The organism is Minwuia thermotolerans (assembly GCF_002924445.1).
GTDB classification, from domain to species: domain Bacteria; phylum Pseudomonadota; class Alphaproteobacteria; order Minwuiales; family Minwuiaceae; genus Minwuia; species Minwuia thermotolerans.
In genome coordinates this window covers 1-23,362 of record NZ_PIGG01000037.1, presented here as the reverse complement: position 1 = coordinate 23,362, position 23,362 = coordinate 1, and the positions used below count along the sequence as shown (strand labels likewise).

Annotated in this window: 22 protein-coding genes; 19 read left to right on the top strand and 3 right to left on the bottom strand. The window is 70.2% G+C overall.

The annotated features are described in order from the left end of the window. From CWC60_RS11920 to CWC60_RS11905, 5 genes are all read left to right on the top strand, one after another. Nucleotides 1-486 (top strand): hypothetical protein, encoded by a 486-nt coding sequence (locus tag CWC60_RS11920; RefSeq protein ID WP_109792117.1) that lies wholly within the window; start codon nucleotides 1-3, stop codon nucleotides 484-486. Next, nucleotides 483-3,809: a fibronectin type III domain-containing protein gene (locus CWC60_RS11915; RefSeq protein ID WP_109792116.1), complete on the top strand. Its 3,327-nt coding sequence runs from the start codon at nucleotides 483-485 to the stop codon at nucleotides 3,807-3,809. Before CWC60_RS11920 ends, CWC60_RS11915 begins: the two co-directional genes overlap by 4 nt. Before the next feature lie 12 nt (nucleotides 3,810-3,821). Then, nucleotides 3,822-6,608, top strand: a complete 2,787-nt coding sequence (locus tag CWC60_RS11910; protein ID WP_109792115.1) for a hypothetical protein — start codon at nucleotides 3,822-3,824, stop codon at nucleotides 6,606-6,608. Nucleotides 6,609-6,619: 11 nt separating this feature from the next. After that, on the top strand, nucleotides 6,620-6,790 hold the full coding sequence (locus CWC60_RS23625) for a hypothetical protein (protein WP_164516289.1): 171 nt from the start codon (nucleotides 6,620-6,622) through the stop codon (nucleotides 6,788-6,790). A 322-nt stretch (nucleotides 6,791-7,112) separates the two neighbouring features. Then, nucleotides 7,113-7,931 (top strand): DNA adenine methylase, encoded by an 819-nt coding sequence (locus CWC60_RS11905; protein ID WP_109792114.1) that lies wholly within the window; start codon nucleotides 7,113-7,115, stop codon nucleotides 7,929-7,931. A gap of 203 nt (nucleotides 7,932-8,134) precedes the next feature. Here CWC60_RS11905 and CWC60_RS11900 read toward each other — a convergent pair whose 3' ends face one another. The 3 genes from CWC60_RS11900 to CWC60_RS11890 are packed head-to-tail and all read right to left on the bottom strand — an operon-like array spanning nucleotide 8,135 to nucleotide 10,018. Further along, nucleotides 8,135-8,605, bottom strand: a complete 471-nt coding sequence (locus CWC60_RS11900; RefSeq protein ID WP_109792113.1) for a nuclear transport factor 2 family protein — start codon at nucleotides 8,603-8,605, stop codon at nucleotides 8,135-8,137. Next, nucleotides 8,550-9,317 (bottom strand): SDR family NAD(P)-dependent oxidoreductase, encoded by a 768-nt coding sequence (locus tag CWC60_RS11895; RefSeq protein ID WP_109792112.1) that lies wholly within the window; start codon nucleotides 9,315-9,317, stop codon nucleotides 8,550-8,552. The genes CWC60_RS11900 and CWC60_RS11895 overlap by 56 nt, the downstream gene beginning before the upstream one ends. Beyond that, on the bottom strand, nucleotides 9,314-10,018 hold the full coding sequence (locus tag CWC60_RS11890; RefSeq protein ID WP_125182698.1) for a DUF6134 family protein: 705 nt from the start codon (nucleotides 10,016-10,018) through the stop codon (nucleotides 9,314-9,316). Before CWC60_RS11890 ends, CWC60_RS11895 begins: the two co-directional genes overlap by 4 nt. 155 nt (nucleotides 10,019-10,173) lie before the next feature. Here CWC60_RS11890 and CWC60_RS11885 point away from each other — a divergent pair, with 155 nt between their 5' ends. The 14 genes from CWC60_RS11885 (at nucleotide 10,174) to ftsH (ending at nucleotide 23,112) form a co-directional block, all read left to right on the top strand. Then, complete coding sequence (locus CWC60_RS11885; protein WP_109792110.1) at nucleotides 10,174-11,151, top strand: alpha/beta hydrolase; 978 nt, start codon at nucleotides 10,174-10,176, stop codon at nucleotides 11,149-11,151. A 79-nt stretch (nucleotides 11,152-11,230) separates the two neighbouring features. Next, the gene (locus tag CWC60_RS11880; RefSeq protein ID WP_109792109.1) at nucleotides 11,231-11,980 is read left to right on the top strand and encodes a YebC/PmpR family DNA-binding transcriptional regulator; all 750 of its coding nucleotides are present in this window, start codon (nucleotides 11,231-11,233) and stop codon (nucleotides 11,978-11,980) included. 1 nt (nucleotide 11,981) lies between these two features. After that, the gene (gene ruvC, locus CWC60_RS11875) at nucleotides 11,982-12,485 is read left to right on the top strand and encodes a crossover junction endodeoxyribonuclease RuvC (protein ID WP_109792108.1); all 504 of its coding nucleotides are present in this window, start codon (nucleotides 11,982-11,984) and stop codon (nucleotides 12,483-12,485) included. A 49-nt stretch (nucleotides 12,486-12,534) separates the two neighbouring features. After that, a complete protein-coding gene (gene ruvA / locus CWC60_RS11870) occupies nucleotides 12,535-13,143 on the top strand; it encodes a Holliday junction branch migration protein RuvA (RefSeq protein WP_109792107.1) in 609 nt (202 codons plus the stop codon). Continuing rightward, nucleotides 13,140-14,192 (top strand): Holliday junction branch migration DNA helicase RuvB, encoded by a 1,053-nt coding sequence (ruvB, locus tag CWC60_RS11865; protein WP_109792106.1) that lies wholly within the window; start codon nucleotides 13,140-13,142, stop codon nucleotides 14,190-14,192. The genes ruvA and ruvB overlap by 4 nt, the downstream gene beginning before the upstream one ends. Beyond that, the gene (gene ybgC / locus CWC60_RS11860) at nucleotides 14,185-14,646 is read left to right on the top strand and encodes a tol-pal system-associated acyl-CoA thioesterase (protein WP_109792105.1); all 462 of its coding nucleotides are present in this window, start codon (nucleotides 14,185-14,187) and stop codon (nucleotides 14,644-14,646) included. Before ruvB ends, ybgC begins: the two co-directional genes overlap by 8 nt. Further along, the gene (tolQ, locus tag CWC60_RS11855) at nucleotides 14,643-15,374 is read left to right on the top strand and encodes a protein TolQ (protein WP_206419692.1); all 732 of its coding nucleotides are present in this window, start codon (nucleotides 14,643-14,645) and stop codon (nucleotides 15,372-15,374) included. The genes ybgC and tolQ overlap by 4 nt, the downstream gene beginning before the upstream one ends. Beyond that, a complete protein-coding gene (locus CWC60_RS11850) occupies nucleotides 15,374-15,811 on the top strand; it encodes a biopolymer transporter ExbD (protein ID WP_109792104.1) in 438 nt (145 codons plus the stop codon). The genes tolQ and CWC60_RS11850 overlap by 1 nt, the downstream gene beginning before the upstream one ends. A gap of 13 nt (nucleotides 15,812-15,824) precedes the next feature. After that, nucleotides 15,825-16,889, top strand: coding sequence for an energy transducer TonB (locus tag CWC60_RS11845; protein ID WP_109792103.1), 1,065 nt, complete (start codon nucleotides 15,825-15,827; stop codon nucleotides 16,887-16,889). Further along, entirely contained in the window at nucleotides 16,889-18,244 is a 1,356-nt protein-coding gene (tolB, locus tag CWC60_RS11840) for a Tol-Pal system beta propeller repeat protein TolB (protein ID WP_109792102.1), read from the top strand. The genes CWC60_RS11845 and tolB overlap by 1 nt, the downstream gene beginning before the upstream one ends. A gap of 189 nt (nucleotides 18,245-18,433) precedes the next feature. Then, entirely contained in the window at nucleotides 18,434-18,967 is a 534-nt protein-coding gene (pal, locus tag CWC60_RS11835; protein ID WP_109792101.1) for a peptidoglycan-associated lipoprotein Pal, read from the top strand. A 98-nt stretch (nucleotides 18,968-19,065) separates the two neighbouring features. Beyond that, nucleotides 19,066-20,055, top strand: a complete 990-nt coding sequence (ybgF, locus tag CWC60_RS11830) for a tol-pal system protein YbgF (protein WP_109796328.1) — start codon at nucleotides 19,066-19,068, stop codon at nucleotides 20,053-20,055. Continuing rightward, entirely contained in the window at nucleotides 20,030-21,034 is a 1,005-nt protein-coding gene (gene tilS / locus CWC60_RS11825; protein ID WP_109792099.1) for a tRNA lysidine(34) synthetase TilS, read from the top strand. Before ybgF ends, tilS begins: the two co-directional genes overlap by 26 nt. A 146-nt stretch (nucleotides 21,035-21,180) precedes the next feature. Continuing rightward, complete coding sequence (gene ftsH, locus CWC60_RS11820; protein ID WP_109792098.1) at nucleotides 21,181-23,112, top strand: ATP-dependent zinc metalloprotease FtsH; 1,932 nt, start codon at nucleotides 21,181-21,183, stop codon at nucleotides 23,110-23,112. Nucleotides 23,113-23,362 lie beyond the last annotated feature (250 nt).

Sequence of the window (23,362 nt, the reverse complement as noted above, 5' to 3'; positions counted from 1 at the left end):
ATGCTGAACCGTTCGGACTCCATTCGCTTCGTCCGGCCGCTGATCGGGCTGCCCTGGGAACGCGGCGCAGCCGGGCCCGACGCCTTCGACTGCGGCAGCTTCACCGCCTTCGTCCAGCGCGGGATGATGGGCCGCGAACTGCCCGTCAGCCTTGCCGACTATGGCGACCTCGTCTCGGCCGCCGCGCTCCGCCAGGCCATCGCCGACGCCGAGCTGGACGCCGCCTGGCCGGTGGTGACCCGCGCCGAGGGCGAGGAAGCGGCGCGGCTCGCCACCACCGCCGGCTGGCGCCATGGCGACGTCGTCGTCTTCCGCCGGGGCGCGTTCTGTCATGTCGGCACCTGGACGGCGCTGGGCCAGGGCGCGACGGGGCTGCTGCACTGCGCCCGCTTCGACGGCGTGGTGCTGGAGCCCTGGTCGACGGCACGCGCGCGCAGCTGGACCTCGATCGAGGCCTGCCGCCCGGCTGCGGAGGCGAAGCCGTGAACCCGCTTCTGACAGGCCCCCTGCCGGCGAACGGCGTCCGCGTGGTGATCGCGAAGGATCCGCTCCGGCCGCTGCTGGGCGCGGAGGTGCGCCAGCTGCCGACCGGGATCACGGCGGCGACAGCGCTGATGCTGCTGGACGACGCAGCCCCGGCCCGGCCGCTCTGCTGGAAGGGCGCTTCGGCGCTGCTGCGTTCTCACCCGCTGACGGGCGAGAACGAGTGGGAGACCGTCCGCTTCCTCGCCGGCGACGTGCTCTACGTCACGCCGCCGCCGCCGGCCGATAGCGAGGGCGGCTCCAATCCCATCGCCATGGTGGCCATGATCGCCCTGATGGTGGTGGCGCCCTATGCCGGCGCCGCCATGTTCGGCGCGGGCACCTTGGGAGCGGCGGTCGCGACCGCCGTGATCTCCGTCGCCGGCGGCTTCCTGATCAACGCCCTGTTCCCGCCGTCTGCGCCCGCCGCGCCGCCGCCGCTGCCGGGGCCGGGCGAGGCCTTCCGCGCCACGCTGTCGGGTCAGATCGTCCGCGCCGGCGAGCGCATCCCCGAGCTGCACGGCACGGTCCGCTTCGCGCCGAAGTGGATCGCGCCGCCCTATGGCGAGTTCGCCGACAACGAGCACCTGGTCTTCGCCCTCTACAGCCTCGGCAGGGACAAGGTCCGCCTCGACCGCCTGGAGTTCGAGGACACGGTGATCTGGACCGAGGCCGATGGCGTGACCACCGCTGGTGGCGCGCTGGAGATCGAGATCGTCGAGCCCGGCGACCCGGTGACGCTGTTCCCCGCGGCCGTCACCAGCTCCTCCGAGCCGGCCGGCACCAAGCTCCGCGCCGAGAACGAGCTGGAGGGCGGCGAGACCACCGACGACCTCTTCCTCGGGCCCTTCGCCGCCTGCCCGGCCGGCCAGGTCGCCGACCGCATCGGCGTCGACATCGAATGGCCCGGCGCGCTGTTCAAGACGGTCTCTAACCGCATCCGCCAGACCACGGTGACCTGGCGCGTCGAGGCGCGCGAGATCGACGACAACGGCGACCCGGTCGAAGGCGCGTCGTTCGAGCTGCTGGGCGCGGAGAGCTTCACCGCCGGCACCACGACGCCGCAGCGGCTCTCGAAGCTCTACGCGGTCGACCGCGGCCGCTACGAGGTCCGCGTCCGCCGCACCAACAACACGGTCGGCACCTCGGCCGCCTCCGACCGCACGGTCTGGTCGGGGCTGAAGGGCTTCGTTCCCTCCGACCAGGTCTTCGACGACGAGACGGTGCTGGCGATCCGCTTCAAGGGCACGGCGGCGACGGCGCAGAGCCGGACGCTGTTCGCCACCGCGACTGGCATCCATGAATACTGGGACGCGGGCGCCGAGGAATGGGTCGAGGGCCCGACCGCGGCGATCGAGGCGGCGGCGCGCCACATCGCCCAGGACGACCGGCAGGCCGGCCTCGCCGACCACCGCGTGGATCTGGCCACGCTGCAGGCGCTGGCCGAGACCTGGGCGGCGCGCGGCGACACGTTCAACCATCTCTTCACCGGCGATGCGACGCCCTGGGAGGAGCTCACCGCCGTGCTCCGGGCCGGCCGGGCCCAGCCGATCCGCATCGGCGCGGACCTCACCTTCTGGCGCGACGAGCCGCAGCCGATTCCGGTCGCCGCCTTCGCGCCCCACGACATCGTCCGCGGCTCGCTGCAGATCCGCCGCCTGCACGTGACCAGCGAGGACGCCAACGCCGCGCGGGTGCTGTTCACCGACGCCGCCGGCGTCGAGCGCGACGTCATCGCCGCCCTGGACGGCATCGCGCCCGACCGGGTCGCCGACGTCCGCTTCACCGGCATCGACAACTTCCCCCAGGCCTGGCGGGAGGGCGTGACCGAAGCGGCGGCGCACCGCTTCCGGCGGCTGTTCGTCACCTTCTCCGCCCTGAAACGCGGGCGCTTCCTGCGCCGCGGCCAGAAGATCGCACTGGCGCACTACCGGCCCGCCTGGGGGCAGAGCGCCATGGCGACCGGCCTCTCGCCGGATGGGCGGACGCTGACGCTCGACGAGCCGTTCGCCCTCGACGCGGAAGGCGGCGACCATGTCATCGGCCTGGTGGCGCCGGATGGCGAGCTCTGGGGCCCTGTGAAGGCGACGGTCGGCGCGCACGAGCGCACGCTGGTGATCGACGCCGCCGACCTGGCCGCCTATCTCGCCGAGCCGGCCCAGGGCCGCGACTATCACGCCAATCCGAAGGACTGGATCGCGCTCAAGCGCGACGGCCGGAAGCCGACCCGGGCCATGTTCGGCAAGGCGGACCAGGTCTGGCGGGAGCTGCTGATCCTGGACACCGAGCCCCGGCCGGACGGCACGGTCGCCATCGCCGCGGTCGTCGACGATGCCCGCGTCCACACGGCCGAGACCGACACCGCCCAGCCCGAGGAGGTCGCCGCCGCCGGCCTCGGTGCGAACTCGTCGTCGCCGGTCTGGCTGGACGTGAAGATCGCGCTCCGCGATCTCGGCGACGCCCGGGAGATGACGCTGGTCGGCCCGTCGGCGCCGGGCGCGGTGCTCTACCGCGCGCGCTTCCGGGCGGACGGCGGCGACTATGCGGAGCTCACGCCCTCGGCCGCGCCGGAGCTGAAGGGCATCGTGCCCGACGTCGACGACACGCTGGTGGTCGAGTACTGGGCCGAAGGGCCGGGCGGCGAAGGCACACGGATCGTGCGCAACATCTCCGACCAGGTCACCCCGCCGGATGCGGTCGATGCCGCGAGCTTCGCCCTCACCGAGCTGTCGAACGGCGATCTCGACTGGACCTGGGACACGGTGGCCGGCGCGGCCTCCTACGACGTCGAGTTCCTGGGCGGCGCCGCGGCCGACAGCCTGAGCCTGAAGCGCACCGAGATTGCCGCCGCCGGCGCCGCATCCTGGACGGCCGACGAACAGGCCGCGGACGGTGGGCCGTTTCGCACAGCGCGCATCCGGGTGCGCAGCGTCGGCTCCGGCGGCGTCGCCAACCCGGCCGCCGACACATACGCCAACCCGGCGCCCTCGGCGCCCACCGGCTTGTCGGCAGCCGCGATCGACAAGAACACCGGGTCCGTCTCCTGCGACCCGGTGGGCGACGCCGACGTCCAGGGCTATGTCGTCGCCTTTGCCACCTCGCCCTTCGGCCCCGGCGGCGGCTCAAAGAAGACCGGGGCTGGTCCCTCGATCACGCTCACCGGCCTCTACGGCGGCAATACCTACTACGTCCGCATGGCCGCCCATGACGGCACACTCACCGGGCTCAACTGGACCGGTCAGACGAGCTTCTTGACGCCTGCCCTCAACCCGGGCGAAGGCCCCTGATCGGAGGAAACCATGGCCACCGACTACAGCCAGTTCATCCCGCTGCTCGCCCAGGCGATGCTCGATCTGCAGAAGCTGAACGACATCGTCCACGGCGACGCCTCGGCCACCGTCGAGACCGACGCCGGCACGGTCGACAGCCTGGCCAAGGCGATCGCCGCCATCACCGCCCTGGCCGGACCGGTGCACGACGACTTCACCGGCGACGGGGTGGAGACCGACTGGACGCTGTCGACGACGCCCAAATCGGCCGATGCGCTCATGGTCTTCGTCAACGGCGTGCCGACGCGGGCGTTCACACTGGACGGGGCGACGCTGACCATCGACCCGGCGGTGACCGACACCCACAAGATCGAGACCATCGACTTCAGCTCGACCGCCGCGATCGACGCCGCTGACCTGAAGGCCGTGGCGGACACGATCGCCGACATCTCCGCCGTGGCCGCGGATCTGGCCGGCGACGACACCATCGGCCAGGCGCTGACCAAGGCCGCCGAGGCCGCGGCCAGCGCCAGCGCCGCGGCAACCTCGGAGACCAACGCGGCGACTTCCGAGACGAACGCGGCAGCCAGCGCCAGCGCCGCGGCGACCTCCGAGACCAATGCGGAGGTCTCGGCGATCACCGCGTTGACCGCGAAGATCGATGCACAGGCCGCCCAGACGGCGGCGGAAGCCGCCCAGGCTGCCGCTGAGGCAGCCGTGGGCTGGGACACCTCCGTCACTCTCGAGGCGTACGCCGCCGCCGGAGACGGCGTGACCGACGACAGCGCGGCGTGGAACAGCGCGGTCGCGGACGCCCATACCAACGGGAAGACCCTGATCCTCGACGGGCGCTCGTACTACATTCCGAACGCGACGACGCAGGATCTCACGACCGAAGTGACGGTCGTCGGCATCGGGAACTCGAAGCTCCTCGGTGGCAGCGGCGGCCCGGTCCTGTTCAGGCCCCTCTCGGCGGGATTGCGCTTCTGGAACATCTACACCGAGAACATGGCGCTCATCGACAATTTCAATGAGCTGACCGGGAACATCGATCTCATCGACATCCGGGGCTGGCGCTACAGCAACGGCGCGCAGTTCTCGGCGAGGCTCAGGGAGGACTACAGCTCCGGGTACTATCTCACGACGCTCCGCCTCCTCGACATCAGCGGCACCGGCGGCCTCGGCGGTCTGTCCTTCTCGCTCGCGGTCAAGTACGCGGACGTGGACGACTACGATGTCCGGGACATCTCCGTCCCCAACAGCGACGACCACTTCGACGGCGACGACATGATCAACTCGGGCTACGGGGACGGTCTGTTGATCGGCGACGACGACCCAGACGCGCAGGATCTGTGTGTCCGCTGGTCCATCGGTCGGGTCGCAGTGGCCGGCATTAATGACGCCCGGGTGCAGAAGAACAGTGGGCAGGTCGCGTCCTGTGACGGCGTCCGGCTGCTCGGCCAGAACATGCTCATCGGCCAGCTCCTGATCGAGGGCGTCACCAGCTACTATCGGTCCGACACGACCGCCGTATACTTCAAGGGGCAGAACTCCAGCGTCGGCCAGATTCTCACGATCAACGCCGGGCATCACGAGGCAAGCGTCGTGTTCAAGGGCGCACGCCGCGTCGCCGGATCACAGGCCAAGGGCTTCAACATCGACGTCGACAAGATCAAGCTCTTCGCCGACGACGGTGAGGACCGGGCCGCGGTGTACTTCGGGACCGACGACATCCGTGTCGGCTACCTGTCGGTCGAGGGCTACGGCGGTGACATCGAGGACCCGGACGACCCCGGCGTCCGTTTGCAGGGCTCCGGCGCGCTGGTGTACTGCGAGGCGTCGGAGTCCGAGCGGCTCCAGATCGACGGCTACTCGTTCTACAACTGCTCGGTCGGCGGCACTGCGGCTGCGGTCCGCCTGTTCACGTTGCAGGGCTACAAGGAGATCAGGATCGGGGTCGGCTACATCGACGGGGTCTCGAACGACAACCTGTTCTCGACGCAGACACCGTCCGACGATCCGACGCCGTATCCGATCCTGCACGTCTTCCACTGGGTGGAGACGACCGTGGCCGCGCGCCTGATCTCCATCGGGCCGGTCAACGCGCGGAACTTCTCGGGCAACGGTTCGGACGTCCGCCTGATCACGATGGGCGGGTCGGTCGACCTGGACCGCCTCGTCGTCCATTCGCCGATCTGCGACGCCACGGTGAACGACGGGATCACGCTCAGCTCGGGCGCGGACCCCGTCAGCGCGATTGACCACTTCGAGCTGATCGGGGGCGACCTGTCCGCTTGCCCGGACAACCAGCTCGTCGAGGGCATCACGCCCGGGACCAGGCGCATCTTTGGCTGCAAGGGCGTCTACGTCGATCCGACTGTGGTGGCGGACATCGCCGGCGGCTCGCAGACGATCAACCACTCCGGGGTCGAGCGCCTCGAGTACCTGAACGGCGATGTCGGCGGCTGGAGTGACACGGACCACGACTTCACCGCCGCCGAGGCCGGCGTGTACCTGATCGACATCTACACGTCGGTCCGTCCCGACACGGCGGAGGACGTGCTCTGGACGCTCGAGGCGGTCAAGTCGAACGGGGCCGAACCGACCCCGACCGAGAACGTGATCGCCAGGATGAAGACACTCGTCGCCCAGCGCGCCTCGACGGCGGACCACGAGAGCCTGCACGTCTCCCGGGTCTTCGAACTGGCCGTGGGCGAGAAGCTCTTCGGCCAGCTCAGCCATGACAGCGGCACGAACAAGGTGCTGCCCGGCGGCACGGCAGCCGAGAACTTCATCCAGATCACGAAGCTCTCGTAGGAGGCCGGATCATGCAGACCTGTTACCTCCGTTTCGGCGCCGGCGCCGACCTGCGGACAGCCTTCGACGCCGCCACGGCGCTGAACGCTCCGCGCACGCCCTGCACGCCCCAGACCCTCGACCACTGGGCCTGCGTCGCCCGGCCGACAGAGTGGCGGCGGTGGGGGAACAGCGATGGGTGAGAACACCGCGATCGCGGAGCCATGTGATCTCCCGTCGTGGCCGACGGGGGCCCGCATGAAGCTACCGGCGCGAGCCAGGGCGTGGGGGCGCCCCAAGGCTGCAAGTGGCCAGTTGCAGCTGACCCGTCACCCCGCTGGGGGCAGGCGCATTCTGTCGCTCAGCGATGATCAAGTCCATCCACGTCGCCGGAAAGGCCGGCGGGGGCCGCGGTGTTGACGCACCGCGAACCGGGCGAGCTGACACGCCCACGACCGCAACCGGCCGCTCTGCGGCCGTCCCGCCACCCCTGCAGGGGCGGGGCGATAGTGAAACCCGAGGATCATGGAGTCGAATCCAAACGCTCTCTCGCCCGTCGACCCGGTGCGGCCCGTCGCGCCCTATGTCGGCGGCAAGCGCAACCTGGCCAAGCGCCTGGTCGCGCGCATCAACGAGACGCCGCACGACGGCTACGCCGAGGTCTTCGTCGGCATGGGCGGCGTCTTCCTTCGCCGCACGGCCCGGCCGAAGGTCGAGGTGATCAACGACCGGAGCCGCGACGTCGCCAACTTCTTCCGCATCCTCCAGCGCCACTACACGGCCTTCATGGAGATGATGCGCTTCCAGGTCACAACCCGGGCTGAGTTCGAGCGGCTGTCGGCCACCGATCCGGCGACGCTGACCGACCTGGAGCGCGCCGCGCGCTTCCTCTATCTCCAGCGCACGGCCTTCGGCGGCAAGGTCGCGGGCCGGAACTTCGGCGTGAGCTCCGGCCATGGCGGCCGCTTCAACGTCACCACGCTGGCGCCGATGCTGGAGGACGTGCACAGCCGCCTCGCCGGCGTGGTGGTCGAATGCCTGCCATGGCGGGCCTTCATCGAGCGCTACGACCGGCCGGGCATGCTGTTCTACCTCGACCCGCCCTACTGGGGCAGCGAGGGCGACTACGGCACGGATCTGTTCGGCCGCGAGCAGTTCGCGGAGATGGCCGAGGCACTCGGCCGACTGAAGGGTTGCTTCCTGATGTCCATCAACGACACGCCGGAGATCCGGGAGCTCTTCGCCGGCTTCGCCATCGAGGAGGTCACGACGACGTACACGCTCACCAAGGGCCGTTCCCGACCGGCAGCGGAGCTGATCATCTCCGGCGGTGCTCCACCCTGATTCGGGAGAGGTCTATCAACGGTCTCTGAGGCGGCTATTATCGCCCGCTGAGAGGCGGCTAAATGTGCTCCAGATTCAAGCGGCGAGGACTCCGGAAACATGTGGCGCGCTACAAGGATCCAACCCCTCCCCGTCCCTCCCCCTGGCAGGGGGAGGGTGGCCCGCGTCAGCGGGTCGGGTGGGGGGTCGATCCTCCGAAAGGCTCAGTGCTGCGCGATGCGGCGGCGGATGCGGCGCAACACCCAGCCGAGGACGGGCAGGCGTTCGTAGAATTGCCCGGCGGCGTCCCAGTAGTCGAGATGTTCGCGGACGCGCCCCTCGGCGTCGAAGCGGATCACGCTGACGCCGTGGACGATCCAGGGCTCGCGCCCCAGCGCCCTGACGGAGCCCGACATGGTCCAGCGCACCATGCCGGTGTCGGCGGCGGTCATGCCCTTCTCGTCGACGCTCAGCGCATAGTCGCGCATGCCGTCGAACATGGCGGCGAAAACCCGGCGCAGGTCGTCCAGGCCGCGGAAATCGCTGAAGGGATCGGCGAAATGCACGTCCTCGGCGTAGATCTCGCCGAGCCGGCCGACATCCGCCGCGGTCATGCGCTCGAAGAAGGCGGCGAAGCGATCAAGCCTGGCGGCGTCCGCGGGTGGCCCGGCGGATGAGGGGGAGAGCGAGTCCATAGGGCAGGCACCTCAGCGCTTTCATGATCAGGACGAAGGGGAGCGGGAACGCGACCTCGAACCGGCCGTCCAGCACGCCGTCGGCGAGGGCGCGCGCCGCCTTGTCGACGGGCATCAGGAAGGGCATGGGAAAGTCGTTCTTCGCCGACAGCGGCGTCTCGACGAAGCCCGGCACGATGATGCCGAAATGCACGCCCTTCGGCTTCAGCTCCGTGTGCAGCGCCTCGGCCATGTTGATCAGCCCGGCCTTGCTCATCCCGTATGCGGAGGCCATGGGCAGGCCGATATAGCCCGACAGCGAAGCGGTGGGATAGATCCTGCCCGCGCCGCGCGCGGTCATCCGCGCCAGCAGCGGGCGCAGCGGCCGCGCGACGCCCATCACGTTGACCTCGAAGGTCTGCGCCAGCGCCTCCGGGTCGAAATCATCGACCGTCATGGGCCGGTAGATGCCGGCGTTGAGGATGGCGATGCCGATGGGGCCGAGGTCCCGCTCGACCGCCTCGATCACCGCCGTCATCCGCGCCTCGTCGGTGACGTCACCGGGCCAGGCCGTGATGTCGCCCAGCAGGCCATCGGCCTCCGCGGCCAGTTCCTGCAGCCTGTCCTCGCTGCGCGCGGTGGCGGCGACGCGGTAGCCGCGGCGGGCGAATTCCAGCGCCGCCTGCCGCCCCAGCCCCGAACTGGCGCCCGTAATCCAGACGATGGCGCTCATTCGCGGGCCATCCGGGGGCCGTTGACGCACTGCACGCAGCGATAGTCGATGACGCTGCCATTCTCCCTGAAACGCAGTTTCACCCAGCGGCCGTCCCCGTCGTACCAGACGTCGATGTCGCGCAGATCGCCGTCGAAGCGGTAGCGGGTGGCCTCGACCGGTCCGGCGTTGGTGGCGACCCGCTCCTGGCCGACGCGGCTGACGCGCACCTCGGCGACGTCGCCGGTCAGCGTGTTGATCAGCCGCGAGCCGGTCACCGCGCCGGGATGCCAGTGATTGCTGGGAAAGACGCCCTGATCGGTGGTCTCGGCGCCGTCCGGGCCGCTGACCACCAGCCGACCGTTCCGGCGGTCGACCCGCACCGTGCGGCGGTCGCCGTCGTCATTGGTGCTGGCCGTAAGGTCGAGCAGCGCACCGTCGCGCCAGGACGCGTCCGAGCGGTAGTCGAAGCGGAACACGGTGAAGCCGATCATCTTGACCGCCGCGTTGAACTGCGCCCTGACCCCCAGGTTCCCGCCGTCGCGCGTGAAGCGGACGACATGCTGGCCGATCCGGTCCTCGCCGCGATAGACGTCGAAGACGATGCGCTCGCCATAGGCCTTCAGCGGGTCGAAATCGGCCGGCGCCGCAGCCGCCGCGGGCCCCGCCGGCGCAAGCGCGAGCACCAGGGCGGCGGCCAAGCTCTTCATTCCGGACGGCACGATGGATACTCCTGCGGCGCGCGGGGATCTGATCCCGCATATGCGAAGCCTACGCGCCGGCGCAAGGCGTGGATCACGGGCCCTGTCGGCCTTGCCGCCGCGGGCGGCGCGTGGTCTGCTGGCCGGAGAGCTTTCCCCGCCCGCCGGACCGCCGAATGAAGCCGCTCCTCTACGTCCTGCTCGCCATCGTTCTGCTGCTGGCCCTTGCCTTCCTGCTGGGCGCGCGGGAGCGGGTGCGCACCGCCATCGGCTTCCGGCCTGCGGACCTGGGCGCCGATCCGGCGGCGGCGCTCGCGGCGTCCGAGGCGCGCTTCCGCGACATCCGTGCGGGCCAGGCCAGGGAGATCGTCTGGCGCGACCCGGCGGCGCCGGCGCGCACCGAATGGGCGGTGGTCTACGTCCATGGCTTCTCGGCCAGCAAGGCGGAGATCCGTCCCGTCCCCGACCGCATCGCCGCGGCGCTGGGGGCGAACCTGTTCTATACCCGGCTGGCCGGCCATGGCCGCACCGGCGCGGCCATGGCGGAGGCGGAGGCCGGCGACTGGCTGGATGACGTCGCCGAGGCCCTGGAGGTCGGCCGGCGCATCGGCGAGAAGGTCATCGTCATCGCCACCTCCACCGGCGCCACCGCGGTGACCCATCATGCCGTGACGGGCGATCACATGGCTGGCGTCCGGGCGCTGATCTTCGTCTCGCCCAATTTCGGCGTCCGCTCGAAGGCCGCCGCCGCGCTCACCCTGCCGTGGGCGCGCCGGCTCCTGCCGCTCGCCTTCGGGCGGGAGCGCGACACGGGCGCCGAGAATGACGAGGTGGAGCGGCACTGGCAGACGCGCTACCCGACCGTGGCGCTGCTGCCCATGGCGGCGCTGGTGAAGCACGTCGCCGCGGAGGACCACGGCCGGGCCGGGACGCCGCTGCTCGTGTTCCACTCCCCCGACGACAAGGTGGTCGATCCGGCGGCGACGCGGCGGGTCTTCGACCGCTGGGGCGGGCCGAAGCGCTGGATCGACGTGCCCGGCGCCGCCGGTCCCAGCCATCATGTCATCGCCGGCGATATCATGAGCCCCGCGACAACGGAAGAGGTCGTCGACGCCGCACTGGACTGGCTGGACGCCACAGCGGGTGCGCGCTGAGCGCGGCCGGGCTTGACCGCGGCGGGAAAAGGCTGAAAAGAAGCGCTCCACCGAACCTATCGTGAGCACGGAGGCCGCCATGGCGGGCCATTCACAGTTCAAGAACATCATGTACCGCAAGGGCGCGCAGGACGCGAAGCGCGCCAGGGTGTTCACCAAGCTGGCGCGGGAGATCACCGTGTCGGTGAAGGAATCCGGCGACGACCCGACCGCCAATCCGCGCCTGCGCGCGGCCATCGCCGCCGCCCGCAAGGAAAACATGCCCAACGACAACATCGACCGCGCCATCAAGCGCGCGACGGGCGACGGCGCCGCCGATACCTTCGAGAACATCCGCTATGAGGGCTACGGACCGGGCGGCGTGGCGCTGATCGTCGAGGCGCTGACCGACAACCGCAACCGCACCGCCTCCGAGGTCCGCTCCGCCTTCTCCAAGCACGGCGGCAGCCTGGGCGAGACCAACTCGGTCTCCTTCATGTTCGACCATGTGGGCGTGATCGAGTACCCGGCCGCCGCCGCCCGGATGGAGGCCCTGTTCGAAACGGCGGTCGAGGCCGGCGCCGACGACGTGGTCGCCGGCGAGGATGGCTTCGAGGTGATCACCGCCGTGGAAGCCTTCAACGACGTCCGCGAGGCGCTGGAGGCGGAATTCGGCGAGGCCGGGCGGGCCGGCCTGGAATGGCGGCCGCAGAACACCGTCGAGGTCGACGAGGAGAAGGCCGGCACCCTGCTGAAGCTGGTCGACGCCCTGGACGACAATGACGACGTCCAGAAGGTGCACGCCAATTTCGAGGTTTCCGACGAGGTCATGGCCCGGCTGGAAGGATGATATGACCCGGCTGCGGCTGATCGGCCTGGATCCCGGCCTGCGTCACACCGGCTGGGGCGTGGTCGATGTGGAGGGCAACCGGCTGATCTGGGTCGCCGACGGCTCGGTCGCCTCCGACCCGAAGGGCAGCCTCGCCGAGCGGCTGGTGCAGCTCCACGACGGCCTGCAGGCGGTGATCGCCGAATGGCGGCCCGACGCGGCGGCGGTCGAGGAGACCTTCGTCAACAAGAACCCGACCTCGACTCTGAAGCTGGGTCAGGCGCGCGGCGTCTCGCTGCTGGTCGCCTCCCTGAACGGCCTGCCGGTGACCGAATACGCCCCCAATGCGGTCAAGAAGGCCGTGGTCGGCACCGGCCATGCGCACAAGGACCAGATCCACCTGATGGTGAAGACGCTGCTGCCCGGCGCGCGGCTGACCAACGAACACGCCACCGACGCGCTGGCCTGCGCCATCTGCCACGCCCATCACGGTACGGGACCGACGCCATCTGCGCTGCCGCGCTGAATCTGCTACAACGGCCCGATACCGAATCATCCCCGGACCGCCGCCCGCCATGATCGCCAGCCTCAAGGGAATTCTCGACCGGATCGGCGCCGATCACGCGGTGATCGACGTCGGCGGCGTGGGCTATCTGGTGTTCTGCTCGGCCCGCACCCTGGCGGCGCTGGGGACGGAGGGCGATGCGGTCGCCATCCAGGTCGAGACCCATGTCCGCGAGGATCACATTCACCTCTACGGCTTCGCCGACCGCGCCGAGAAGGAGCTGTTCGGCCTGCTGCAGACCGTCCAGGGCGTGGGCGCGAAGGTGACGCTGCAGATCCTCTCGGCGCTGGCCGCCGACGACATCCGCATGGCCATCGCGTCCGGTGACGTCGCCACGATCACCCGCGCGCCGGGCGTCGGCAAGCGCCTGGCGCAGCGCATCGCCAGCGAACTGAAGGACAAGGTCGGCGCCCTGCCCGCCCGGCCGGCGCAGGCCGGTGCGGCTCCGGGCGCGGCCCCGGTCGGCGGCGCGGCGGGCGACGCGGCCTCGGCGCTGGTCAATCTGGGCTACCGCCGGGCCGAGGCCGAGGCGGCGGTGCTGCGCGGCGCGGCCATCGCCGGCGAGGACGCCACCGTCGAGGCCCTGATCACCGCCGGGCTGAAGGAGCTGGCGCGGTGAGCGGCGCCGAGGGCGAGCGGCTGGTGACGGGCGAGCAGCGCCCGGAGGACGGCGGCGAGATCGGCCTCAGGCCGCTGGAACTCACCGATTTCATCGGCCAGCAGAAGGTGCGCGAGAACCTGCGCGTCTTCATCGACGCCGCCCGCGCCCGGGGCGAAGCCATGGACCACACCCTGTTCTTCGGTCCGCCCGGCCTCGGCAAGACGACGCTGGCGCAGATCGTCGCCCGCGAACTCGGCGTGAACTTCCGCGCCACCTCCGGTCCGGTGATCGCCCGCGCCGGCGACCTCGCGGCCATCCTGACCAACCTGGAGGCGCGCGACGTCCTGTTCATCGACGAGGTGCACCGCCTTAATCCTGCCGTAGAAGAGATTCTATATCCCGCCATGGAGGATTTTCAGCTCGATCTGGTGATCGGCGAGGGGCCGGCCGCGCGCTCGGTGAAGATCGATCTGCCGCCGTTCACGCTGGTGGCGGCGACGACGCGCTCGGGCCTGCTGACCACGCCGCTGCGCGACCGCTTCGGCATTCCCTGCCGGCTGGAGTTCTACGCGCCTGCCGAGCTGGAGCAGATCGTCCGCCGCGGCGCCCGGGTGCTGGGGCTGAAGCTCACCGCCGACGGCGCCGCCGAGATCGCCCGACGGGCCCGCGGCACGCCGCGCGTCGCCGGACGGCTGCTCCGGCGGGTGCGGGACTTCGCCGCTGTCGCCGGCGCGGACGAAGTGGACGCGCCGAAGGCTGACGCGGCGCTGAAGCGCCTTGAGGTCGACGAGGCTGGCCTCGACGCCATGGACCGGCGCTATCTGCGCTGCATGGCGGAGAACTATGGCGGCGGGCCGGTCGGCGTCGACAACCTCGCCGCCGCCCTGTCGGAGCCGCGCGACGCCATCGAGGACATCATCGAGCCCTATCTGATCCAGCAGGCGCTGGTGGTGCGCACCCCGCGCGGGCGGATGATGACCGCCGCCGCCTGGACGCATCTGGGACTCGCGGCGCCGCAATCGGCCATGCCGGGGCAGATGGACATGCTGGACGGCGGCGATGGCTGAGCCGGCAGCGGCAGCGCTGGGCCGGGTCGAGGCCGACGCCCACCTGTTTCCCGTCCGCGTCTACTGGGAGGACACGGACGCCGGCGGCATCGTCTACTACGCCAACTATCTGAAATTCGCCGAGCGCGCGCGCTCCGACATGCTGCGCCTGATCGGCGTCGACCAGGCCGCGATCTGGCGCGACGGCGCGATGTTCGCCGTCCGCGACGTGAAGGTCGAATATCTGCGTCCGGCGCGGCTGGACGATGACCTTTTGGTGACCACGCGCCTCGATGCGCTGAAGGGCGCGACGATCGCGCTGCGGCAGGATATCTCCCGGCTTGGGGCCCCCCTTGTCCGGGCCCATGTACGTGCGGCATTTATCGGTCTCGACGGAAGGCCCCGGCGCATTCCGCCCGCGATTTGCGCCGCGATGGAACGCCTGACAGGAAACGGCAGGGAAGAATCAACATGAACGAAGACGTCATCGCCCGGCAATTCGCGGGGGCCGCCGAGGTGGATCTGTCGATGTGGTCGCTGTTCCTGCGCGCCGACATCGTCGTGCAGATCGTGATGCTGGCGCTGCTGGTCGCCTCGATCTGGTGCTGGGCCATCATCTTCGAGAAGTGGGTCCGCTACCGCCGGGTGCAGAAGCAGGCCGACGAGTTCGAGCGCCTGTTCTGGTCGGGGGGCAGCCTGGAAAAGCTCTACGACGAGATCGGCGCCAATGCCTCCCACCCGATGGCGGTGCTGTTCGCCGGGGCGATGCGGGAGTGGCGGCGCACCGCCGAACGCGGCCTGGCCCGGACCGACAAGCTCCGCGCTGGCCTGCAGGACCGCATCAGCCAGGTCATGCGCATCTCCATCGACCGGGAGGTCGACCGCCTGGAGCGCTATCTGGGCGTGCTGGCGACCGTCGGCTCGACCGCTCCGTTCCTCGGCCTGTTCGGCACCGTCTGGGGCATCATGGACAGTTTCCAGTCCATCGCGGCGACCAACAACACCTCTCTGGCGGTGGTCGCGCCGGGCATCGCCGAGGCCCTGTTCGCCACGGCGCTGGGTCTCGTCGCCGCCATCCCCGCGACCGTCGCCTACAACAAGTTCGCCAATGACATCGCCCGCTACGCCACCCGGCTGGAGGGCTTCGCAGGCGAGTTCTCGGCGATCATGTCGCGCCAGCTCGACGAAGGGGAGAGCCGCTGATGGCGATCCAGGTCCATGGCGGCCGGTTCCGGCGCAAGCGCTTCACGCCCATGTCGGAGATCAACGTCACGCCCTTCGTCGACGTCATGCTGGTGCTGCTGGTGGTCTTCATGATCGCCGCGCCGCTGCTGTCGGTCGGCGTGCCGGTGGAACTGCCCCGGGCGGTCGCGCCCAACCTGCAGGGTCTGGACGAGCCGCTGGCGGTGACCATAGACGAGGAAGGGAAGATCTATCTGCAGGAGAAGGAAATCGAACTGGGCGATCTGGTGCCGGCGCTGATCGCCATCACCAACGGCAACCAGGAGCGGCGCATCTTCGTGCGCGGCGACCGCACGATCGCCTATGGCCGGGTGATCGAGGCCATGGGCGCCATCAACGCCGCCGGATTCACGCGGGTCGCGCTGGTCGCGCAGGCGCCGGCGCGGGTCGGGGAATGATGCGGGAGGCGTGATGGTCCGGGGCGCCGCATTCTCGTTCGGCCTGCACGTCCTCGTGGTCGTGATGCTGGTGCTCGACTATGCCTTTCTGGACTCGCCGGCCGAGGTGCTGAGCGACCCCATCATCCCCGTCGAACTGACCACCATCGGCCCGGAAACCAATCAGGCCACCGCGGGCGAGAAGACCGACGCCCCGCCGCCGCCGCAGGCCACCGCGCCGGACAGCCCGCCGCCGCCTCCGCCCCCGCCGCCTGCCGCGGCGCCGGAGCCGCCGCCCCTGCCCGACACCAACGCCCTGGTGCGCGAGGCGCCGGAGCCGCCCGCCCCTGAGCCGGAGCCGGAGCCGGAACCCGATGTCGCCGTGGCGCCGCCCGCGCCGCGCCCGGCGGTCGAGGAGCGCGCCGACAAGGCGGTCGCGCCCAAGGAGAAGGTGGTCGAGGAGGCCGAGAAGCTGGCGGCGCGCGAGCCTCTGCCGGAGCCGAAGGCGCCCGAGCCCGGGCCGGAGCCGGAGAAGAAGGCGGAACCGAAGCCCGACCCGAAGCCGGAGCCCGAGAAGAAGACCGCTGCGACGCCGCCGGAACCGGCGCCAAAGCCCGCACCCGAGAAGACCGAGAAGAAGGGCCTCGATCTCGACCGGCTGGCCGCCAAGATCGACCGCATGGCCGATGAACGCCAGCCGCCGCGGCCGCGCGAGCAGGACCGGCGGCAGCTGGCCGACATCCGCATCGGCGAGGGCGGCGTGTCACAGAATCGGCTCAATCAGAAACTATCGGTTTCGGAAGTGGACCTCCTGCGACACCGGCTGCGGGAGAACTGGAGCCCGAACCACGGGGCGCCCGGCGTCGAGAGCATGCAGGTCGTGATAAGCATAGTCCTCAAACCCGACGGCACGCTGGCGGCGCCGCCCCGCGTCATCGACGGGTTCGACGCGGGTCAGTCGCGGGACGTGTTCGGCGCCTTCTCCGACAGCGCCGTCCGGGCCGTCTACAAGTCGCAGCCGCTGCCCCTGCCGCAGGAGAAGTTCCAGGACTGGCAGGAGATCGAGATCAACTTCAACCTCAGGGACATGTACGGCTGATGATCATTGCAGGAATTCGACGCCTTCCGGCCTTCGCGGCGCTGGCGCTTGTCGCCCTGGCGCTGCTGGCTGCGGCGCCGGCCCGCGCGCAGCTTCAGGTCGACGTCACCAGCGCCAATGTCGACCCGCTGCCGATCGCGGTCACCGACATCCACGGCGAGACCCGCACGACGCGCGAACTGGGCCAGGAGATCGCCTCCGTGATCCGGGGCAACCTGACCCGCTCGGGCCTGTTCCGGGTCATCGACCCGCGCGCCTATCTGGAGGAGCCGGCCGCCATCCAGGTCAGGCCCAACTTCGGCAACTGGCGCACCATCCAGGCCCAGGCCCTCGTTGCGGGCAATGTCAGCATCGAGAGCGACGGGCGGCTGCGGACGGAGTTCCGGCTGTGGGACGTCTTCGCAGGAGCCCAGCTCACCGGCCTCGTCTACTTCACCTCGCCGGAGAACGCCCGCCGCATCGGCCACATCATTTCCGACGCCATCTACAAGCGGCTCACCGGCGAGGAGGGCTATTTCGACACCCGCATCGTCTATGTCGCCGAATCGGGCCCGCCCGACCGCCGGGTCAAGCGGCTGGCAATCATGGACCAGGATTCGGCCAATCACCGCTTCCTCACCGACGGCTCCAACCTGGTGCTGACGCCGCGCTTCTCGCCGACGCAGCAGGTCGTGACCTACATGTCGTATTTCCAGAACCAGCCGCGCGTCTACCTGTTCAACATCGACACCGGCCAGCAGGAGATCCTGGGCGACTTCCCGGGCATGACCTATGCGCCGCGCTTCTCCCCGGACGGTGAACGGGTGCTGTTCTCCATGGCCGAAGGCGGCAATTCCGACGTCTTCATCATGGACCTGCGCACGCGGGTGACGCGGCGGCTGACGCGCAATCTGGCGATCGACACTTCGCCCAGCATGTCGCCGGACGGCCAGCAGGTGACCTTCAACTCCGACCGTTCCGGCGGCCAGCAGATCTACACCATGAACGCCGACGGCTCGAACGTGCAGCGCATCAGCTTTGGCGATGGCCGCTACGCGACGCCGGTCTGGTCGCCGCGCGGCGACCTGATCGCCTTCACCAAGCTGAAGGGCGGGCGTTTCTTCATCGGGGTGATGCGGCCCGACGGCACCGGCGAACGGATCCTGACCGAAAGCTTCCTGGACGAGGGGCCGACATGGTCGCCGAACGGCCGCGTCCTGATCTTCTTCCGGCAGGTGCCCGGCAGCAATGACGGCCGCGGCGGCAGCGTCAAGCTCTGGTCGGTCGACCTTACCGGGCGCAACCTCAGGGAGGTGCCGACGCCGCTGGACGCCTCGGACCCCGCCTGGTCGCCGCTGTCGGCGTTGTCGCCCTGATTTGGGGCCGAATGACACGTATTTGCCACACCGTAGGGCCGGTTCGGCCCAACTCCGCCGTTTTGCTTTGCGAACTTGGGTGTTAAATGTTGCAGCCACTGTCCGCGTCCGCGTGACTTAATCAAGCGCCGGACAGCATCTGCAACCTGACGTCACGTGGGCGTCAAGCATGAGGGAGCAACAATAAAGATGCGCCAGCGATTTCTGATCAAGATGGGCAGCCTCGCCGCTGCCCTGTTCCTCGTCGCCGCCTGCGGCGAGGAGGAGCCGGTGACCACCACCAGCGACACCGGCGGCGGACAGGCGCAGGCGGCGCCGGCGCCGGCGCCGCAGGCCGAGCCGAGCCAGCCGGCCGGCCCCCAGCCGGGCACGCAGGAACACTTCGTGCTGAACGTGGGCGACCGCGTGTTCTTCGACTTCGACCGCTACGACCTCGACGCCGAAGACATCGAAACCCTGCGCCGCCAGGCAGCCTATCTGCAGCAGTTCCCGTCGAAGAACGTGGTTATCGAGGGTCATGCCGACGAGCGCGGCACCCGCGAGTACAACCTCGGCCTCGGCGACCGCCGCGCCACCTCGGTGAAGGACTACCTGGTCAGCCTCGGCGTTGCGCCCGGCCGCATCACCACGATCTCCTACGGCAAGGAGCGTCCGGTGGCGCTGGGTCACAACGAGGAAGCCTGGGCCCAGAACCGCCGCGCGGTGACCGTCATCGCCAACTGACCAACGGGCAGGCGAGCTGAACGCATTCGCGGCGGGGGCCGGGAGGGACCCCGCCCGCGGATGCGGGTCCGCGGGGGGCGATCGAAGAAGGAGACGCGATGATATCCGCTGTTCGACCTTTTGCGCTCGCCGCCGCGGCGGCGATGCTGGCCCTGCCGGCGGTCCCGGCGTCGGCGCAGGACCTCGCGCCGCTGCAGGACCGGGTGCAGCGCCTGGAGCGCAGCATCAACGACCTCAAGGCCCATGTGCTGGGCGGCAGGCCCCTGCCGTCGGACAGCGCCGGGGCCGCGGCGACAGCGCCGCCATCCGGCGATGACAGGGCGGCTGCCGGGCTGAAGGTGCAGGCGCTGGAAACCGAGATCCGGGAACTCACCAACCGGCTCGAGGAGATCGACTTCACGGTGCGGCGGCTGAACGACCGCATGGACAAGCTGGTCGCCGACATCGATTTCCGACTGACCGCCATCGAACGCAATCTTGCCGCCGGCGGGGGCGCGCCGCCGGCCGCGGGCCAGGGTCCGGCCGGCGACGGTTCCAACAGCAGCGCCGGCGGCGTCGCGCCGGGTCCGCGCAATCTCGGGACGGTCTCGCCGGAGGCGCTGGAGCGCGTGCCGGCGCCGGCGGAGAACGGCGCCGCTGGCGGGTCGGAGAGCGCGGCGCTGGCCGCGCCGGCGCGGCCCGTCGAGACGCCGGCCGCCGCCGGGGGCACCCCGCAGGAGGCCTACAACGCTGCCTTCGACATGCTGCGCTCGAAGCGCTTCGGCGAGGCCGAGTCCGCCTTCAGCGGCTTCCTTGCCAGCTATCCGGAACACGAGCTGGCCGGCAACGCCCAGTACTGGCTGGGCGAGACCTATTATGTCCAGCAGGACTACGAGAGCGCCGCGGGGGCCTTTCTGGAGGGCTACAAGAAATACCGCGGCAGCTCGAAAGCGCCCGACAACCTGCTGAAGCTCGGCATGACGCTGACCAAGCTGGGCCAGAACAAGGACGCCTGCGCGGTCTTCGACGAGCTGCGGGACCGCTACCCCGACGCCGCGCAGACCCTGTTGCGGCGCGCCGACAGTGAGCGCCGCCGGGCGGGCTGCTGACGGCGGTCCGGCGGCGGCCTTCCGGGCCGCGCTCGCGGCCCTGCCGCCGGCGGGTCCGCACGTCGCCGTGGCGTTCTCCGGCGGCCCCGACAGCACCGCGCTGCTGCGCCTGACCCGGGACTGGGCCGCGGAAAGCGGACGGCGGGTCAGCGCCCTGGTCGTGGATCACGGATTGCGGTCCGAATCGGCGGCGGAGGCCGAGCTGGCGGCGCGCAGGGCGCGGGCGCTGGGCGTCGACGCGGCGGTGCTCGCCCGGCAGGGCGCCCGCCCCGGCTCCGGGCTGCAGGAAGCCGCGCGGGAGGCGCGTTACGCGCTGCTCCTCGACTGGTGCCGCGCGTACGGCGCTGGCGAATTGTTCATCGGCCACCACCGGGACGACCAGGCCGCGACGGTGCTGATGCGTCTCAGGCGCGGCAGCGGGCTGGACGGGCTGGCGGCGATGCGGCCCGAGAGCCGCCGCGGAGGCCTGCGCCTGATCCGGCCCCTGCTGGGCGTGGCGCGGGCCGATCTGCTGGCGCTGCTGCGCGACGCCGGCGACGACTGGATCGAGGATCCCGGCAATGACAGCCCCGAGTTCGAGCGCAACCGGCTGGACGGCTGGCTGGCGGAACTGGACGAGGACGGCCGTCTCCGCCGCCGGCTGGGCCGGCTGGCGCGGCGCGCGGCGCGGGCCGCCGACGCGCTGGAGACCGCCGCCGGCGACGCCTTCGCGGCGCTCTGCGCCGACCCGTCGGCGCGGCCGCTGGTGCTGGACCCCGCCGGCTGGCGGGCCCTGCCCGAGGAGATGGCGCTGCGCGTGCTCGACCGCGCGATCCGGGAAGTGGCGGGCGCGCGCGCGCCGCTCGGCCGGCTGGAGGACGCCATGGCGCGGCTGGAGACCCAGCGCCGGGTCACGGTGGGCGGCACGGTGCTGGCGCTGGACCGGACGGCGTTGAGCGTGGCGGCGGAGGCGCGGTCCACACGCGGCGATCAACTCTGATCCACGGAGGCGCGCGGCGAAAGATCGGCCCTTGCGCCTGCTTGCCCGAAACGCTTTAACGCTTATCTAGCAAAGGTGCGCCGAGACTGGCGGTCTCTCCGCCGGAGCGGCCGGCGCCCTGATGACATGATCGAAACGGGAAACACGTGGCACCCTTCGGAAGAAACCTTGCTCTCTGGATCATCATCGCGCTGCTCGCGCTGGCGCTGTTCAACCTGTTCCAGAGCCCCTCGAACAACACCACCGGGCAGCAGCTCACCTATTCGCAGTTCCTGACCAAGGTCGAGGAAGGCGGCGTCCGCGACGTCACCATCGAAGGCAACAACATCTCCGGCCATCTGCAGGGCGGCCAGCCCTTCCAGACCTATGCGCCCTCGGACCCGACGCTGATCGACACGCTGCGCGACCGCGGCGTGGACATCGACGCCAAGCCGCGGGAGGAGGGCAGCGCGCTGTTCTCCATCTTCGTGTCCTGGTTCCCGATGTTGCTGCTGATCGCGGTCTGGATCTTCTTCATGCGCCAGATGCAGGGCGGCGGCGGCAAGGCCATGGGCTTCGGCAAGTCCAAGGCCCGGCTGATGACCGAACGCCAGGGCCGCGTCACCTTCGAGGACGTCGCCGGCGTCGACGAGGCCAAGGAGGAGCTCGAGGAGATCGTCGAGTTCCTCAAGGACCCGCAGAAGTTCCAGCGGCTCGGCGGCCGCATCCCCAAGGGCTGCCTGCTGGTCGGACCGCCCGGCACCGGCAAGACGCTGATCGCGCGCGCCGTGGCCGGCGAGGCCAACGTGCCCTTCTTCACAATCTCGGGCTCCGACTTCGTCGAGATGTTCGTCGGCGTCGGCGCCAGCCGCGTGCGCGACATGTTCGAACAGGGCAAGAAGAACGCGCCCTGCATCATCTTCATCGACGAGATCGACGCCGTCGGCCGGCACCGCGGCGCGGGCCTCGGCGGCGGCAATGACGAGCGCGAGCAGACCCTGAACCAGCTGCTGGTCGAGATGGACGGCTTCGAGGCCAACGAGGGCGTGATCCTGATCGCCGCCACCAACCGCCCCGACGTGCTGGACCCGGCGCTGCTGCGCCCCGGCCGCTTCGACCGCCAGGTGGTGGTGCCGCTGCCCGACATCCTGGGCCGCGAGAAGATCCTGAAGGTGCACATGCGCAAGGTGCCGCTGGCGCCGAACGTGGACGCGCGCATCATCGCCCGCGGCACGCCCGGCTTCTCCGGCGCCGACCTGCAGAACCTGGTCAACGAGGCCGCGCTGCTGGCCGCGCGCAAGAACAAGCGTCTGGTCACCATGACCGAGTTCGAGGACGCCAAGGACAAGGTCATGATGGGCGCGGAGCGGCGCTCCATGGTCATGGACGAGGACGAGAAGAAGCTGACCGCCTATCACGAGGCGGGCCACGCCATCGTCGGCATCTTCATGCCGGGCTCGGACCCCATCCACAAGGCGACCATCATCCCGCGCGGCCGCGCGCTGGGCATGGTCATGCGCCTGCCGGAGAAGGACCAGCTCTCCATGCGCTACGACCAGCTCATCGCCCACCTGGCGGTGGCCATGGGCGGACGCGTGGCGGAGGAGATCATCTTCGGCAAGGACAAGATCACCACCGGCGCCGCCAGCGACATCCAGCAGGCGACCGGCCTGTCGCGGCGGATGATCACCGAATGGGGCTATTCCGACAAGGTCGGCATGGTGCGTTACTCCTCCAACGAGGAGGAGGTCTTCCTCGGCCACTCGGTGACCCAGCAGAAGAACATCTCCGAGCACACCGCCGAGCAGATCGACGAGGAAATCCGCCGCCTGATCGACGAGGCGCTGGAGACCGCGCGGGGCATTCTCACCGAGAACCTGGACCTGCTGCACCGCGTGGCCCAGGCGCTGCTGGAGTACGAGACCCTCTCGGGCGACGAGATCCAGGCGCTGAAGCGCGGCGAGAACATCGACCGTCCCGAGGACAGGACCGACAACAAGCCCAAGGCCGGCCCGGCCTCGGCCGTGCCCGAAACGGATGGCCATGAGGGCGAGCCCGACGACGGCGGCATGGAGCCGGAGCCGCAGCCCGGCAACTGACCGCTCCGCCACCGGCGCGAACGAATGAACCCCGCGGGCCGCAACCCGCGGGGTTTTTCTGTTCGGCGCCGGCGGGCCGGTCCACCCTCCCCCTTGGTCAGGGGGAGGGCAGGGTGGGGGATCGCACCGACGCTGACCCGCGCCCTCAGAGCAAACCTTGAGGAGATTGAATAGCCACTGGGGCTTTGGTGTCATGCCCGCCTTGTGCGGGCATCCGGCCAAGATCATCGACTTGCGGCGAAGCCGCTCC

Coding starts and splice junctions, on each gene's coding strand:
- CWC60_RS11920 (WP_109792117.1), top strand. CDS start 1: ATGCTGAACCGTTCGGACTCCATTCGCTTCGTCCGGCCGCTGATCGGG.
- CWC60_RS11910 (WP_109792115.1), top strand. CDS start 3,822: ATGGCCACCGACTACAGCCAGTTCATCCCGCTGCTCGCCCAGGCGATG.
- CWC60_RS23625 (WP_164516289.1), top strand. CDS start 6,620: ATGCAGACCTGTTACCTCCGTTTCGGCGCCGGCGCCGACCTGCGGACA.
- CWC60_RS11905 (WP_109792114.1), top strand. CDS start 7,113: ATGGAGTCGAATCCAAACGCTCTCTCGCCCGTCGACCCGGTGCGGCCC.
- CWC60_RS11900 (WP_109792113.1), bottom strand. CDS start 8,605: ATGGACTCGCTCTCCCCCTCATCCGCCGGGCCACCCGCGGACGCCGCC.
- CWC60_RS11895 (WP_109792112.1), bottom strand. CDS start 9,317: ATGAGCGCCATCGTCTGGATTACGGGCGCCAGTTCGGGGCTGGGGCGG.
- CWC60_RS11885 (WP_109792110.1), top strand. CDS start 10,174: ATGAAGCCGCTCCTCTACGTCCTGCTCGCCATCGTTCTGCTGCTGGCC.
- CWC60_RS11880 (WP_109792109.1), top strand. CDS start 11,231: ATGGCGGGCCATTCACAGTTCAAGAACATCATGTACCGCAAGGGCGCG.
- ruvC (WP_109792108.1), top strand. CDS start 11,982: ATGACCCGGCTGCGGCTGATCGGCCTGGATCCCGGCCTGCGTCACACC.
- ruvA (WP_109792107.1), top strand. CDS start 12,535: ATGATCGCCAGCCTCAAGGGAATTCTCGACCGGATCGGCGCCGATCAC.
- ybgC (WP_109792105.1), top strand. CDS start 14,185: ATGGCTGAGCCGGCAGCGGCAGCGCTGGGCCGGGTCGAGGCCGACGCC.
- tolQ (WP_206419692.1), top strand. CDS start 14,643: ATGAACGAAGACGTCATCGCCCGGCAATTCGCGGGGGCCGCCGAGGTG.
- CWC60_RS11850 (WP_109792104.1), top strand. CDS start 15,374: ATGGCGATCCAGGTCCATGGCGGCCGGTTCCGGCGCAAGCGCTTCACG.
- CWC60_RS11845 (WP_109792103.1), top strand. CDS start 15,825: ATGGTCCGGGGCGCCGCATTCTCGTTCGGCCTGCACGTCCTCGTGGTC.
- tolB (WP_109792102.1), top strand. CDS start 16,889: ATGATCATTGCAGGAATTCGACGCCTTCCGGCCTTCGCGGCGCTGGCG.
- pal (WP_109792101.1), top strand. CDS start 18,434: ATGCGCCAGCGATTTCTGATCAAGATGGGCAGCCTCGCCGCTGCCCTG.
- ybgF (WP_109796328.1), top strand. CDS start 19,066: ATGATATCCGCTGTTCGACCTTTTGCGCTCGCCGCCGCGGCGGCGATG.